Origin of the sequence: Streptomyces sp. MJM8645, assembly GCF_001625365.1 — a bacterium.
Taxonomy (GTDB): domain Bacteria; phylum Actinomycetota; class Actinomycetes; order Streptomycetales; family Streptomycetaceae; genus Kitasatospora.
In genome coordinates this window covers 6086719-6100687 of sequence record NZ_LJJF01000001.1, presented here as the reverse complement: position 1 = coordinate 6100687, position 13969 = coordinate 6086719, and the positions used below count along the sequence as shown (strand labels likewise).

At 72.7% G+C, this 13969-nt stretch carries 14 protein-coding genes; 4 read left to right on the top strand and 10 right to left on the bottom strand.

What is annotated here, in order from left to right:
- Positions 1-84: 84 nt before the first annotated feature.
- Positions 85-1737, bottom strand: a complete 1653-nt coding sequence (aceB, locus tag A6F73_RS26000) for a malate synthase A (RefSeq protein WP_063350000.1) — start codon at positions 1735-1737, stop codon at positions 85-87.
- Between the two features lie 188 nt (positions 1738-1925).
- Here aceB and A6F73_RS25995 point away from each other — a divergent pair, with 188 nt between their 5' ends.
- Both A6F73_RS25995 and A6F73_RS25990 read left to right on the top strand, forming a co-directional pair.
- Positions 1926-2723: an IclR family transcriptional regulator gene (locus A6F73_RS25995; RefSeq protein WP_079136010.1), complete on the top strand. Its 798-nt coding sequence runs from the start codon at positions 1926-1928 to the stop codon at positions 2721-2723.
- Between the two features lie 184 nt (positions 2724-2907).
- Positions 2908-3528 (top strand): hypothetical protein, encoded by a 621-nt coding sequence (locus A6F73_RS25990; RefSeq protein ID WP_159398545.1) that lies wholly within the window; start codon positions 2908-2910, stop codon positions 3526-3528.
- A gap of 327 nt (positions 3529-3855) precedes the next feature.
- Here the strand turns inward: A6F73_RS25990 and A6F73_RS25985 are convergent, their stop codons facing one another.
- Positions 3856-5208 (bottom strand): lipase, encoded by a 1353-nt coding sequence (locus A6F73_RS25985; protein ID WP_208869120.1) that lies wholly within the window; start codon positions 5206-5208, stop codon positions 3856-3858.
- Between the two features lie 209 nt (positions 5209-5417).
- Here A6F73_RS25985 and A6F73_RS25980 point away from each other — a divergent pair, with 209 nt between their 5' ends.
- Entirely contained in the window at positions 5418-5747 is a 330-nt protein-coding gene (locus tag A6F73_RS25980; protein ID WP_063349998.1) for a MoaF N-terminal domain-containing protein, read from the top strand.
- 105 nt (positions 5748-5852) lie between these two features.
- Here A6F73_RS25980 and A6F73_RS25975 read toward each other — a convergent pair whose 3' ends face one another.
- Positions 5853-6995: an alpha/beta hydrolase-fold protein gene (locus A6F73_RS25975; protein WP_063349997.1), complete on the bottom strand. Its 1143-nt coding sequence runs from the start codon at positions 6993-6995 to the stop codon at positions 5853-5855.
- A 218-nt stretch (positions 6996-7213) separates the two neighbouring features.
- A complete protein-coding gene (locus tag A6F73_RS25970; RefSeq protein WP_063349996.1) occupies positions 7214-7834 on the bottom strand; it encodes a TetR family transcriptional regulator in 621 nt (206 codons plus the stop codon).
- A gap of 138 nt (positions 7835-7972) precedes the next feature.
- On the opposite strand from A6F73_RS25970, the gene A6F73_RS25965 reads away from it, so the two are divergent.
- Entirely contained in the window at positions 7973-8737 is a 765-nt protein-coding gene (locus A6F73_RS25965; RefSeq protein WP_063349995.1) for an SDR family oxidoreductase, read from the top strand.
- Positions 8738-9096: 359 nt separating this feature from the next.
- Here the strand turns inward: A6F73_RS25965 and A6F73_RS25960 are convergent, their stop codons facing one another.
- From A6F73_RS25960 to A6F73_RS25935, 6 genes are all read right to left on the bottom strand, one after another.
- A complete protein-coding gene (locus A6F73_RS25960) occupies positions 9097-9597 on the bottom strand; it encodes a GNAT family N-acetyltransferase (protein ID WP_063349994.1) in 501 nt (166 codons plus the stop codon).
- 97 nt (positions 9598-9694) lie between these two features.
- On the bottom strand, positions 9695-10678 hold the full coding sequence (locus A6F73_RS25955) for a hypothetical protein (RefSeq protein ID WP_063349993.1): 984 nt from the start codon (positions 10676-10678) through the stop codon (positions 9695-9697).
- A complete protein-coding gene (locus A6F73_RS25950; protein ID WP_244293499.1) occupies positions 10675-11253 on the bottom strand; it encodes a carboxymuconolactone decarboxylase family protein in 579 nt (192 codons plus the stop codon). The genes A6F73_RS25955 and A6F73_RS25950 overlap by 4 nt, the downstream gene beginning before the upstream one ends.
- Positions 11254-11270: 17 nt before the next feature.
- Positions 11271-11963, bottom strand: coding sequence for a DUF4865 family protein (locus A6F73_RS25945; RefSeq protein ID WP_063349992.1), 693 nt, complete (start codon positions 11961-11963; stop codon positions 11271-11273).
- 134 nt (positions 11964-12097) lie between these two features.
- On the bottom strand, positions 12098-12664 hold the full coding sequence (locus tag A6F73_RS25940; RefSeq protein WP_063349991.1) for a TetR/AcrR family transcriptional regulator: 567 nt from the start codon (positions 12662-12664) through the stop codon (positions 12098-12100).
- Between the two features lie 239 nt (positions 12665-12903).
- Entirely contained in the window at positions 12904-13923 is a 1020-nt protein-coding gene (locus A6F73_RS25935; protein WP_063349990.1) for an LLM class flavin-dependent oxidoreductase, read from the bottom strand.
- Positions 13924-13969: the final 46 nt, after the last annotated feature.

Genomic DNA, 13969 nt, shown 5'->3' with positions numbered 1-13969 from the left:
CGCCGTACGGAACGGAGCAATGGGCCGACGGGACTGCTACAGCCTGGCAGGCGGCAGCGGCGGCGCCGGCGGATAGATTGGGGCTCAGCCCAGCAGGGGAAGCGCGGGGAGGGTCAGGAAGTCCGCGAACTCCTCGGCCAGGGCGACCTGTTCGAAGAGCTGGGCGGCCTCGCGCCAGCGGCCGCCGGCGTAGGCGTCCGCGCCCAGCTCGGCCAGGAGTTCGGCCAACTCCGCGGCGACCAGGGCGCGGACGAGGTCCGCGGTGGCCTTCTCGCCGGCGTCGGACAGGACGACGCCGTTGTGGATCCACTGCCAGATCTGCGAGCGGGAGATCTCGGCGGTGGCGGCGTCCTCCATCATGTTGAAGATGCCGACCGCACCGAGGCCGCGCAGCCAGGCCTCGATGTAGCGGATGCCGACCTGGACGGCGTTGTGCAGCCCCGCGCGGGTGCAGGTGCCGCCGGCGCCGGCGATGTCGAGCAGCTGGGTCGCGGTGACCGGCTCGGAGGGCCCGGGCTCGTCCTTCTGGTGGGGGCGCTCGCCGAGCACCGCGTCGAAGGAGGCACGGGCGACCGGCACCAGGTCCGGGTGGGCGACCCAGGAGCCGTCGAAGCCGTTGCCGGCCTCGCGGTCCTTGTCCGCCTTGACCTTCTCCAGGGCGGCGGCGTTGACCTCCGGGTCCCTGCGGCTGGGGATGAACGCGGCCATGCCGCCGATCGCGTGGGCACCGCGCTTGTGGCAGGTCTGCACCAGCAGACGGGTGTAGGCGGCCATGAACGGCGAGGCCATGGTGACGCTGTTGCGGTCCGGCAGGACGTACTGCTCGCCGGCGTCGCGGAAGTTCTTGACGATCGAGAACAGGTAGTCCCAGCGCCCGGCGTTGAGGCCGGCCGCGTGGTCGCGCAGCTCGTAGAGGATCTCGTCCATCTCGAACGCGGCGGTGATGGTCTCGATCAGCACGGTGGCGCGGACGGTGCCGTACGGGATGCCGAGCGCGGCCTGGGCGTGGGTGAACACGTCGTTCCAGAGCCGGGCTTCGAGGTGGCTCTCGGTCTTCGGCAGGTAGAAGTACGGGCCGGAGTTGGGGTCCTCGGCGCCCTTGGCGAGCAGCCGGGCGGCGTTGTGGAAGAAGTACAGGCCGAAGTCGAGGAAGGCTCCGGCGACCGGGGTGCCGTCGACGAGCAGGTGGTTCTCGTCCAGGTGCCAGCCGCGCGGGCGGACCACGACGGTGGCGAGTTCGGCGGCGGGCTTGAGGGCGTACGCCTTTCCGGCGGGGGTGGTGAAGTCGATCCGGCCCTCGAAGGCGTCGATCAGGTTGATCTGGCCGCTGACCACGTTCTCCCAGGTCGGGGAGGTGGCGTCCTCGAAGTCGGCGAGCCAGATCCGCGCGCCGGAGTTGAGGGCGTTGATGACCATCTTGCGGTCGGTGGGGCCGGTGATCTCGACCCGGCGGTCCTGGAGGGCGCGGGGCGCTTCGGCGACCTTCCAGTCGCCGGCCCGGACGTCGGCGGTGTCGGGGAGGAAGTCCAGCGTGCCGGCCCTGGCGATCTCCGCCCGGCGGGCCTTCCGCCCGGCCAGGAGCTCCTGTCGGCGCCCTTCGAAAGCGCGATGGAGGCCGACGACGAAGGCGATCGCCTCCGGAGTGAGCACCTCCTCCGCCCGGTGAACGCGCGGACCGGCGACAGTGACGACCGGAGCAGCGGGGGAGGCGCCGACGGGTCCCTGTTCTGTAGCCATGGGCAGGACACTCCTAAGCGGTTGAGCCTGACGGAGGGAGCTCCGGTGGGAACTTCCTTGATCGGAACCTGCCTGTCGGCGAGTTCGATTCTGTAAGGTGGAGACTAGTTTCCGCGATACAGAATTTCAACGGTTTGTTGATGTGATCGCCGGGACTCTACTCCTCCCCGACAGCGAAGGGAACGCCGGTGGTTTCGACCCCCGACACAGCACCGACGACCAGCACGGACCGCGCGACCGGCGGTGTGCAGTCCGTCGAGCGCGCCTTCCAACTCCTGGAGGCGCTGGCCGACTCCGGCGGCGTGGCCACCCTCAGCGAGCTCTCCGCCAGCTCCGGCCTGCCGATGCCGACCATCCACCGCCTGGTTCGTACCCTCGTCCAGCAGGGCTATGTACGCCAGGACACCGCGCGTCGCTACACCCTCGGCCCGCGGCTGATCCGCCTCGGCGAGACGGCCGGCCGGCTGCTCGGCAGCTGGGCCCGCCCCTACTTGGCCGAACTCATGGAGGCCACCGGCGAGACCGCCAACCTGGCGGTGCTGGAGGGCGGCGAGGTGGTGTACGTCGGGCAGGTGCAGTCGCGGCGCTCGATGCGGATGTTCACCGAGGTCGGCCGACGGGTGCAGCCGCACTGCACGGGCGTCGGCAAAGCGCTGCTCGCCCAGCTCCCCGAGGACGAGGCGCGCGCCATCCTGGGCCCCAACCCGCTGCCCGCACACACCGAGTACACCGTCACCGATCCGCAGGAACTGCTGCACCAGCTCGCCGAGGCGCGCGAGCGCGGCTACGTGGTCGACGACCAGGAGCAGGAGATCGGCGTCCGCTGCATCGCGCTCGCCGTACCGGGCGCACCGACGCCCACCGCCCTGTCGGTGTCCGGCCCGGAGGCCCGCATCCGGGCCCTGGAGGAGCAGACCGGCGCGTCCTCGCTGGTGCCGGTGATGCACCACATCGCGACCCGGCTGGGGCAGGTCCTCGCCCCCTGACCTGTCGTCAGCACCCGTTTCACGCACGGGAAGTCGGTCACGCCGACTTCCCGTGCGCGCGTTCCCCCGTTCGAGCGGACGCCGAGCGGGTTGCACCGGGCCCCGACGCAGGCTCCGCCACCCTGGTGCGGACGCGGCCCGCAACGGCGCGGGCGGCCGGAGCACAGGGGCAGGGTGGACGACGATGACGTACAGGCGTTCGGCAGCGCGGGGCGGGTCCAACCAGGGCGGGCGCGGGCAGGGCGGGTCCGGGCAGGGCGGCAGGCTCTGCGGATTCCGCGCGGCCTCGCTGGTCGCGGCCGTGGCGGCCGGCTGTTCGGTGGCGACGCTGGCCGCCGGCCCGTCCTGGGCGCTGCGGCGGCCCGAGCCCCGGCCGGCGGTGGATACGGCAGCCCCCGCAGCGTCCCGCTCCGATCTGGAGGTGGTCCGGCTCGACCCGGACGCCGCCCCGCCCGGCGGCACCACCACCATCCACGCCTTCATCGCCAACCGCGGCCCGGACACCACCGCCGCACCGTTCACCGTGCTGGTGACGCTGCCACCCGGGGTCACCCCCGAGGGCCCGTACTACCCGGAGGACTGCGAGGTGCGGCTCAACGGCCGACAGGTGCGCTGTGTCTTCCCAGCCGGACTGCCCCCACTGCGCAGCGCGACCGCGCTGGTGCCGGTGAGGTTGTCCCCTGACCTGCCGATCGGCAGGCTCACCGGCGGCTCGGTCGCGGTGCGCGACGTGGACGACCCGGACGAGGGGAACAACCGGCAGCCGTTCGACATCACGGTGGTCGAGACGGCTCCCGGTTCCTGACCCGAAAGACCCGAAGGCCTTACCGGTACACGCGGACGTAGTCGGCGGCGAAGGTGATCGGGGCGGTGCCCTGCGGCGCCGGGTGGTGCTTCCCCCCCACCGACCGACAGGTTGCGGATCAGGTACGCCGACCAGTTGGCGCCGATGCCCTTGCCGTCCGAGAACACCTTGGCGCTCGCGTCGGTGTAGTACCTGGGGTTGCCGGGGCTGACGTGGTTGGTCGGCTCCAGCAGGTTCGGGTTGTCGGGGTGGTACTCGAAGGAGTCGACCTCCCCATTGTCCACGGGTCCACGGGTCCACGGGTCCACGGGTCCACGGGCCCACGGATCAGGCGAGCCAGTTGTCGACCTGGCTCTCGGCCTCCGGTGCCCAGGCGAGTTCCAGGTGGTTGAGGCCGGTGAGCAGCCGGGTGCCGCCGATCGTCGCGATGCCGGTGGTGTCCAGCGCGCTCGCGGTGAACACGATGCCGTCGCTGGGCCCCCGGTTCTCGTTGAGCACGCCCGGGATGTCGGCGGACCCGCCCGCGAGCAGGTAGGTGCGCACCGACGCCGGGACGCCCGCCTGTTGCAGCGGCGCGATCAGCGAACCGGCATCGATCGCCGCCTGGATGCCCTGGCCGGAGGTGTAGAAGCCCTGGCCGCCGTAGTAGGTGGTCCACCAGTCCTGGGCGGTGCCGTCCACCCCGTACCGGCCGTCCCAGCGGGCGAGCAGCTGGCGCTGGCCCGGGTAGCAGTCGTAGCCGCCGGTGGGCAGCACGCCGAGGCAGGGCTGCGCGGTGTACGTGCCGTAGCAGGTCATGTACAGGTGCGGGGACGGCGCATTGGCGGTGCCGCCGCAGGCCGGCCAGCTCGCGAGGTCGAACGACCAGCCGTGCGCGTACACGTAGTCGAGCCCGCCGTTCGGGCCGCCGAGGGTGATCAGGCGGCGCACGTCGCCCGCATAGGCCCGCCCCCAGGACGGGCGCACCGAGGACACGTACGCCCGGGCGGCGACCTCGCCCTTGCTCCACGCCACCACGTCCACCTGGGGGACGCCGAGGCGGGCCCGGATCAGCGCGACGGCGTCGCCGACGGCCTGCGCCTGGAGCAGGTTGTCGCCCTGCTTGTGGGCGAAGCCGATGGCGAACACCCGGTGGCCGGTGCCGGCGAGGTACTGGGCGAGGCCGGTGGACGGGCAGGCGGAGGCACCGCAGGTGCCGCTCTCCCCCGGGTTCGCCCAGGCGCGGTCGGCGTTGTCGTTGGCGCCGTGGACCAGCAGCACGGGAGTCGGGCGGCTACCGGTGTCCCAGCCCGTCGCCGAGTACAGCAGGAAGCGGCTGGAGGAGGGCTGGCCGGTGCCGCCGAAGTACGTCCGGCGGGCGCCGTCCTGGTCGCCACGGCCATCGGCCGGGTACTGCTCGGCGCGGAAGCCGGGGGTGGTGTCGAGGTAGCGCTCGACCTTGGCCCAGCCGTTGCCGGTGGCGGGGAAGGCGGCTTCGAGGGTGAGCGGGGCGGTGACCGCCTGGGCGGCGGTCTGGGCACTGGCGGTCCGGGCGGGGGCGGCCTGGGCGGCGTCGGCCTCGGCGGGGGTGGGGGTGCCGAGGAGCAGCGCGGCGAGGGTGAGCAGGAGGGCGGACAGCCCGGCAGGGGTGCGTCTGATGGCGGTGGGAATGTGCCGCACGGGAGTGGGGGTGCGTCTCATAGGGGTGGACGGTAGGACCGGCCGTCGGCGGGCGCCCAGGTGCCGGTCGCACACCCCGCAGGCCTGCGCGGTGGCGGCCGGTGCCGTGGCGCACCGCCCACGGGTGCGCCCACCCGGCTCACCGGGTCGGATAAATTGGAGCTCCGACATCTTCCGCAGTGCACAAGACCGCCGTGCACGGCCTCACAGGAACGAGGTACCGCCCCACCATGACCGCGCCCCTGCCCGCCTTCGCCGGCCGCACCTACCTCTTCCGGGCCGACAACGGAGCGGCCTTCCGCAACACCTACTCGGCCGACGGCAGGCGGCTGCGCTGGGAGGGCCTCGGCGAGTCGGCGGGCCAGTGGGAGGACGTGCGGCTGCACGTCGCCGAGGTGGCGCCGGAGATCTACTTCATCAGCTGGACCGAGGAGAGCGGGATCACCGTCAGCCACGTGATGGACCTCGGCCGGCTGACGGTGCGCGCCTTCTGGACGTACGAGGGCGAGGGCGGCCGCGTCGGCGAGCTGCACACCGGGACGCTGGAGCGGGTGGCCTGAGCCTCGCCGCTCCCGCGCCCCTCGCTGTCCGTCGGCTCGCTCAAGCCGCCTGAGCAGACGGCCTGCTCAGACGGTCCGCTCAGACGGTCTGCTCAGGCGGTCTGCTCAGGCGGTCTGGTTCGGGACCTTGAGGTGCTGGGACAGCCACTCCAGCGAGGACGGCAGCAGCGCGCTCCAGGTCTCGAAGTTGTGGCCGCCGTTCTCCAGCATGCTGTAGGAGACCTTCATCGGGGACTGCGCGGCATCGACGAAGGCCTCGGTGTCGTGCCGGTAGTCGCCGTCGCCCTTCTTGGTGCCGGCCAGCAGCACGGACACCTTGGGCTGCGGCAGGTTCTTCAACCGCCACATCAGGTTGGCCTCGTCACGACGCTGCTTGCTGCCGCCGAACAGGTCGCCCGTGGTCGGGTCGTCGGCGGCGTCGTAGTAGGCGGAGAGCGCGACGGCGGTCGGAAAGACGTCCGGGTGGCGCATGGCCAGCTTGAGGGCGCAGTAGCCGCCGGTCGAGTTGCCCATGAAGGCCCAGGCCTGCGGGTCGGAGGAGACCCGGAAGCTCGCCTGGATCGCTGAGGGGACGTCCTTGGTGAAGTACGTGTCGGACTGCGCGCCGCCCGGGATGTCCTCGCACTCGGTGTCCTGCGGCAGGGCCGGCGAGGGGCGCATCAGCACCATGACGGTCGGCTGCATCTTGCCGTCCTGGAGCAACTTGAGTGCTGCACCCGGGTAGTTGAACCGGGTGATCAGGTTCTCGGCGATCCCGGGGAAGCCGGTGCTGACGATCACCGCCGGGAACTGCCGCTGTGCGTACTCCGGTTGGAAGTACTGCGGCGGCAGGAAGACGTACCCCTCGGTGGACAGCCGGCTGGCCGCGCCGTCGATCCGCACCTTGCGGATCTCGCCGGACTGGCTGGGCTCGCGACCCATCGCGCCGCCGCCCTTGACGGAGGCGTGGCCGATCGTCTCCACGAGCAGCCGGCCGGACGCGTCCGCCTTGTTGTGGATCACCACCGGGCCGGTGTCACCGGTGCCCAGCAGGTCGCCCCAACTGCTGTAGAAGGCGAAGTAGTTGTTCGCCACCAGGCCGAGCGCGGCCAGCACCGCGAGCTGGGTGGCGAGCAGTGCGCCGATCCGGCCGAGCACCGCCTGCCAGGTCTGCTTGGCGAGTCTTGGCCACAGCCAGACCGTGCCTGCCGTCATCACGACGGCGATCAATACGGCCAGCGCCAACACCTTGTGGCTCGTCAGACCCATGTCCTACTTGCTCCCACGCCTCGAACTCCCCGCCCCCTCCGTCCAGGACATCCAAGGCGGTCACCCCGGTTCCCCCGCCGGGGCGCGCGATCACCCACCCTAACGGGGCCTGGGAGGAGGAACGGGTGACAGATGACAGCCGACAGATAACAGATAACAGATAACAGATAACGAAATCTGTCAGCTGTTATCTGTTATCTGTTCGCGGCCTGACGGGCTCAGCCCTCCCGCCCGTAGAGCCGCAGCCCCGCCGTGAGTTCACGCATGCAGCGCGCGCCGAGCTCCCGCGGGGAGCCCGGGCCGACCGTGGGCGCGTCCGAGGCGGCCCATTCCTCCAGCGCGACCCGGATCGCGGCCGTCGCCGCAGCGGCGGCCAGTCGGATCTCCAGCGGGTCGGCGCCACCCGGACAGCGGGCCGCGAGGACCGTCCGCAGCCGCTCCTCGGAGTCGGCGTGGACGCGCTGCCACGTGCCGTCGAGGCGCGGGTCGCGCAGCAGGCTTCGAGTCCACTCCATCGCCTCGACCGCCTCGCCGTCGGGCGGGGTCAGCGAGGCGACCGCCGAGCGCTCCAACGCCTCGCGCAGCGGCAGATCGGCCGGGGCCTCGGCGAGCTGGTCGACCCAGCGGCGCCCGCCGGCCGCCAGCAGTGGCGCGACGGCGTCCTCCTTGACGGAGAAGTACCGGTAGAAGGTGCGCAGCGAGATGCCCGCCGCGAGGGCGATCTCCTCCGCAGTGGTCGCCTCGACCCCGCGCTCGGCGAAGAGCGCGGCGGCGGTGCGGGCGATGTCCAGCCGGGTGGCGTCGCGGCGGCGCTGGTTCAGGGTGGGGCGTCCGGTCACAGGGTCAGCGTACGCGGGCCGGTGCCACTGTGGCGTGGTGCGCCGAAGTGGCACTCAGAAGACTTATTGGCACGTTATGCCAGGAAGGCGTACCGTGCCTCTTGAGGTCGAGAGGCCACGAACGAACGGAGTACCACCATGGAGCGCTTCAGCGGACGGAACGTCCTGATCACCGGCGGCGGCTCTGGCATCGGCCAGGCGACCGTGCACCGGATCCTCGCCGAGGGAGGGAAGGTCGTCGCCGTCGACGTCGACGAGGACGGCCTGAAGACGACCCTGGACCGCGCGACCGTCGACGGCACCGCAGACCGCCTGGCCATCCAGGTCCTGGACATCTCGGACGAGGCGGCCGTCGTCACCGGCGTCGCGGCGGCGATCACGGACCTCGGCGGGCTGGACGCCCTGGTCAACGCGGCCGGCATCCTCCGCTCCTCGCACACCCACGAGACCAGCCTGGAGTTCTGGAACAAGCTCCTCGCGGTCAACCTGACCGGCACCTTCCTGATGACCCGCGAGGCGCTCCCCGCGCTGCTCGCGGGCGGCAGGGGCGTGGTGGTCAACTTCAGCTCCACCTCGGCGAGCTTCGCCCACCCCTACATGGCCGCGTACGCCGCGACCAAGGGCGGCATCCAGTCCTTCACCCACGCCATCGCCTCCGAGTACGCGAAGCAGGGCCTGCGTGCGGTCTGCGTCGCGCCGGGCAGCATCGACAGCGGCATGACCCACAACCCGGGGCTGCCCGCCGACGCCGACTTCAGCCTGCTCGCCAAGCTCGCCCCGGCCCTCGGCCAGGGCTTCGCGGGTCCGGAGACGGTGGCCGGGGTGATCGCGATGCTGGCCTCCGACGACGGCGCGTTCGTCACCGGCACCGAGCTGCGCATCGACGGCGGCACCCACATGTGAGCCGCCGGACGGCAGCACGACGGTGGGGCCCCAGCCACTCCCCCCGGTGACACGGGCCCCGCCGTCACGTCGCGGACGGCGGGGCCGGGCTCATGACGAGCGCCGGGCTCGTGACGGCCGCTGACTCGTGAAGGCCGCTGGCTCGTGAAGGCCGCTCGGGTCAGCCGAGGCCGCCGTCCTCGCGAGTACCGGCTCACGGAGGCCGACGTGGCCGCCTGGCGCGCCGTTCGGCCCGCGGCCGGCGACGGGGAGCTGACGCGGCTGCTCGCTTTCGGTGCTTTCGCGGCCGTCGAGCGGGTGGCGGGGTGGATCGGCGGGTGACCGGCCCGTCCGGCCCGCCCGGCCGTCAGCTGCAACCGTCAGCGCAGCGGCTTCGCCATCACGAGCTCCCGGGCGACCCTGTCGGCGAGCGGCCCGCCGGGCTCGGCGAGCACGGTGAAGCCGTGCCGGCGGTAGAGCGTGATCGCCGGTTCGTTGCCGGGGAGCACCGCGAGGCGCAGCGTGCTGCCACCGGATGCGCGGGCCCAGCGCTCGACCTCCTCCAGCAGGCGGTCGGCGACGCCCCTGCCTCGCGCCATCGGTCCGACCCACACCGAGCGCAACTCCCGTACGCCGTCGGCTCCGGGGAGGCCGTCCGCCAGGCCGACGGGAGTGGCGTCCGGACCGGCCGGACCGTCCAGCAGCGCCGCGACGTGGTGGGCGCCCGGAAGGTGCAACCGGGTGCGCCACCGTTCCTCGCCGCCCTGGTGCCAGTCCGCCAGGCGGGCCTTGAAGGCGTGCGGCGCGTCGGACAGGGCGGCGAGGCGTAGGTCGCGCCAGAGCGGCCAGTCGTCGGTCGTGAGGATGCGCAGGGTCACCATGGCCGTCACGGTAGGGCGTGGGCGGCGGGCCTTCGCCGAAGGCCCGGGGTCGGCCTGCGGCCGGGATCGAGACCGGGGCGGGCCGAGCAGGGACGGTTCAGGGCGTGCGCCAGTCGGTGGCGAAGGCGGCGGCCGGGTTGGCGGTGAGGAGGAGGCCGGGCAGTTCGGGGCCGAAGGTGCGGGCGAGCCGTGGGACGAGGTCGTTGAGCAGTTCGGTCGGGCCGTCGGCCCGACGGGCGGTGCGGGTGGTGGTGTCGGCGCCGAGGAGGAGTCGGGAGGCGTGGCCGGCCTCGACGAGGTCGGCGATGACGTCGAAGGCCTGGTGGTCGGCCGGGTGGCCGGCCCGGGAGGGGCTGTCCAGCGCGAAGTAGACGCCTTCCGCCGCGAGTTCGCGGTGCACCCGCACATCCGGCAGCCGGGTGAGGTGGCCGAGGATGATCCGGTGGGGCGGGACGCCGTGTCGAACGTGCAGCCGGTTCAGTACGAGGTGCGGGTGGGCTCGGGGTTCGAGGTGAACGGCGATCGGGGCACCGGTGGCGTGGTGCGCGGAGGCGGCCGCGGCCATCACCTGGCGGGTGTGCGCCGTGGTGGTCCCGGGGTCGCAGGCGACCTTGATCAGGCCCGCCCGGACGGCCTCGGGCGATGCGGGTGCTTCGGGGGCCTCGGGGGCTGCGGGCGGTCCAGGCGGTCCAGGCGGTTCGGTGGCCGGTTCGGCCGTCAGCCCGGTGGTGAGTTCGGCGATGAAGCGTTCGGACAGCCCGTCGTACAGGGCGGGGAGGGTGTCCGGGTCGTAGTGGGCCGCCTGGTGCAGGCCGGTGGCGGCGACGACGTGGACTCCGGTCACGCGGGAGAGCCTCGCGAGGGAGTCCGCTCCGCGGCCCATACCATACGGGGTCCACTGGACGAACGACCGTCCGCCGGCCGCCGCGAAGGCGCGCAGGACGCCCTCGGCGGCGGCCGGGTCGTCCAGTTCCTCGCCGGGGAGCAGGGGGCTGCGGATGAAGAGGTGGTCGTGGGAGTCGGTGGCACCGAGTTCCGCGGGGTCGAGGTCGCCGAGGACGGTACGGATCGTGGGGGTCATGCCCGGTCCTCCTCGGTCGGGGATGCCGGGGTCGGGTCTGCTGGAGTCGGGAATGCCGGGGTCGGGTCTGCGGCAGTCGGGGACGCCTCGGTCGGGGGCGCCTCGGCGAAGGTGGCGGTGGCGACGCGCAGGCCGGCCAGGGCCTTGGGGACGCCGACGTAGGGGGCGAGGTGGACGATGACCTCGGTGATCTCCTCCCTGGTCAGGCCGATCCGCAGACTGTTGCGGACGTGGTCGGCGAGCTGCGGCTCCACGCCGCCGAGGGCGGTGAGCGCGGCCAGGTTGGCCACCTGCCGGTCGCGCAGGGCGAGGCCGGGGCGCTGGTAGGTGCCGCCGAAGAGACTGGTGACGATCCAGTCGGGGAAGCCGGGCGCGAGACCGTCCAGGCCGCCGAGGGTCGCGGCGGCGACCGGGCCGGCGAGGTCTGCGAGCAGGGCGTAGCCGGCTTCGCGGTCGAGCGGCGCGGGGGTCAGGTCGGCCGGTGTCATCGGGGCGGGGGCCGGGACGGCGGTCGCGGTCGCGGGGGTGACGGGGGCGGTCGCGGGGGCGACGGTCGCGGTCGCGGGGCTGGTCATGGAAGTGGCGAAACCTTTCACCAGTGTCGGCCGCCGGGCAGCCGGTTGAGTTCGGGACGGGACAGGTGCAGCACCTGGTAGCGGATGCCCGGTACGTCGTCCGGGGCCGGGCCGTACCAGAGGGCGAAGCGGACCAGCTCCCAGCGGCTCGGATCCACCGCGACGGCGGCGGTGTGCAGAGCGGGGTACGCGGGGGACTCGGCGAGGGCCCGCTCGACCGCCTCGGCGGGATCGTCGGACTCGGGGAGCCTGACGATGTGCCGGGTAGCCGTGGTCGCGGTCGCGGTCGCGGTTGTGGTCGCGGTCGCGGTCGCGGTTGTGGTTGTGGTCGCGGTCGCGGTCGCGGTTGTGGTCGCAGTCGAGGTCGAGGTCGAGGTCGAGGTCGAGGTCGCCGGAGCGTCCGGCACGGCGCCGTGGGCCAGACCGGCGCCGAGCCAGTGACGGACGGCCGGGCGGCCGAAGTCGGCGCTCAGGCCGCGAAAGCCCGGTCCCCAGAGGAAGCTGTTCATGCCCTCGGCGGTGCGCCAGAGGTAGAACGGCGCGTACTGGTTGACGGGCGACCCGTCGCGGCCCCGCTCGCGGACCAGGTACGCCTTGAGCCCGAGGCCCGGGTGCGCATCGAGCAGATGGCCCTTGTCGGCGACGCGTTTGCGGATGATCCCCAGGTCGTAGTCGGCGGGGAGGGTGATCTCGTACTGCATGGCGTGCACGGCGGGTCTCCTCGGTCGGATCGTCGAGCGGGGATCGCTCGGCCAGTCGGTCACGCGCGTGGTCACGCGGTCACGCGGCCAGTCGGTCGCGCGGTCAGTCGGTCGCGCGGCCGCTCAGCCGTGCGCGGCGCGGGTCAGGCGGTGCGCTGGGCGGCGAGCAGGCCGAGGGCGCCGCGTACGGCCTGATCGAAGGGCTCGGCCCGGCCGGCCGCGCGGGCCAGGACGTAGCCGCCCTGGACGACGGCGACCACGGCGGCGGCGGTGTCGGCCGGGTCGACACCGGGGACGAGCTCGCCCGCGGCCTGGCCCTCGGCCACCAACTCGGCGATCCGGGCGCGCAGCCAGTCGAAGGTCTCCTCGACGGGGGCGCGCAGTTCGGGGTCGGCGATGACGTCCGGGTCCTGGGCCATCCGGCCGATCCGGCAGCCGCGCAGCACGTCACGGTCGCGGTGCAGGTAGGCGGCGATGCGGTCGTACGCGCTGCCGGGGGCGGACAGGTCGGCGGCGGCGACTCCCCGCAGTTGCTCGGCGCTGCGGCGCAGGGCGGCTGCGGCGAGGTCGGGCTTGCCGGCGAAGTGGTGGTACATGCTGCCCTGGCCGACACCGGCGTGCTGCTGGATGGCCTTGGGGCTGGTGCCGACATAGCCGCGCTCCCAGAGGAGTTCCTGGGTGCTCTCGATGAGGCGGTCCTGGGTGGTCATGTGAATCACTGTACATACCAGTAGGTACAGAAGGCCAGGAATTTCCCACCTCGACGCGGACGCGGGGCGGGCCGACGGGTTCGCGCCGGGGACGAGGCGGGCGGACGAGTTCGCGCCGGGGACGGCTGAGGGCCGTGCGCCGCCCCCCGGCGGCCACGGCCCCTCGCCCGCTCGTCTCCCCCGCCCCGACCGGCGGCACTCCACCGCGGCCGGTGGCGCGCGTCACGTCTGGCAGGCGCTCACGGAAGCTCGCGCCTGACCACCGGGGCGACCTCGGCCGCGAACAGCTCCAACTGCTCCCGCTGCGCCCCTTCCGTCAGGGCGTCGACTCCGATCCCGACCACCTCGTTGCCGAAGGCCTCGTGATAGCGGTGGATCTTCTCGATCACCTGCTGCGGGCTTCCGACCAGGGCCGAACCGTGTTCCAACGCGTCCTCCAACGAGGTGAACGGCGACTTGTTGTGCCGGCCGGCCGCCGAACTGAACATCGCGTCCCAGTACGGACGGAAGCCCTCGACCGCGTCCTGCGAGCGCTTGTCGACGTACAGCCCGCCGAAGCTCGCACCGACCCTGGCCTCCCTCGGATCGCGCCCGTAGTGCGCCCAGCGCTCGCGGTAGTGCTCCACCAGGGAGCGGTACTTGGCCAGCGGGTGGAAGGAGTTGGCGGAGAAGAGCGGGTCACCGTAGCGGGCGGCCAGGTCGGTGGACTGGGTGCTGGTCGCGCTGCCGTGCCACACCGGGATCGGGTCCTGCAACGGGCGCGGCGACACGGCCGCGTCCTTGAGCGGCGGGCGGGTCGAGCCCTCCCAGGTCACCCTCTCCTCACGCCAGAGTCGGCGCAACAGGCCGTAGTTCTCGGCGAGCGCGTCCCACTGGCGCTCCTCGGGCAGGCCGAACAGGTCGAAGTGCCGCGGGTCGTTGCCCTTGCCGATGATCAACTCGACCCTGCCTCCAGAGAGCTGGTCGAGCAGGGCGTAGTCCTCGGCGACCCGGACCGGATCCAGGATGCTCAGCACCGTCACCGTGGTGAACAGCCGGATGGTGGAGGTGCGGGCCGCTATCGCGCTGAGCAGCACCGGCGGCGCCGGAGAGAGGAACGGTTCACCGTGCCGCTCCCCCACGCCGTAGCCGTCGTAACCGAGTTGCTCGGCCACGACCGCCTGGTCGATGACGTTCCACAGCTTCTCCTGCGGGGTGCGCTGGACGCCGGTCACGGGATCGGGTCCGTTGGCGACGAGGGACGAGACGGTGAACCGCACGGCGGTCTCCTTGGGGGCGCTCGATGGGGCCTCGGCGCGACGCCCT

Coding starts and splice junctions, on each gene's coding strand:
- aceB (WP_063350000.1), bottom strand. CDS start 1,737: ATGGCTACAGAACAGGGACCCGTCGGCGCCTCCCCCGCTGCTCCGGTC.
- A6F73_RS25990 (WP_159398545.1), top strand. CDS start 2,908: ATGACGTACAGGCGTTCGGCAGCGCGGGGCGGGTCCAACCAGGGCGGG.
- A6F73_RS25985 (WP_208869120.1), bottom strand. CDS start 5,208: ATGAGACGCACCCCCACTCCCGTGCGGCACATTCCCACCGCCATCAGA.
- A6F73_RS25980 (WP_063349998.1), top strand. CDS start 5,418: ATGACCGCGCCCCTGCCCGCCTTCGCCGGCCGCACCTACCTCTTCCGG.
- A6F73_RS25975 (WP_063349997.1), bottom strand. CDS start 6,995: ATGGGTCTGACGAGCCACAAGGTGTTGGCGCTGGCCGTATTGATCGCC.
- A6F73_RS25965 (WP_063349995.1), top strand. CDS start 7,973: ATGGAGCGCTTCAGCGGACGGAACGTCCTGATCACCGGCGGCGGCTCT.
- A6F73_RS25960 (WP_063349994.1), bottom strand. CDS start 9,597: ATGGTGACCCTGCGCATCCTCACGACCGACGACTGGCCGCTCTGGCGC.
- A6F73_RS25955 (WP_063349993.1), bottom strand. CDS start 10,678: ATGACCCCCACGATCCGTACCGTCCTCGGCGACCTCGACCCCGCGGAA.
- A6F73_RS25950 (WP_244293499.1), bottom strand. CDS start 11,253: ATGACCAGCCCCGCGACCGCGACCGTCGCCCCCGCGACCGCCCCCGTC.
- A6F73_RS25940 (WP_063349991.1), bottom strand. CDS start 12,664: ATGACCACCCAGGACCGCCTCATCGAGAGCACCCAGGAACTCCTCTGG.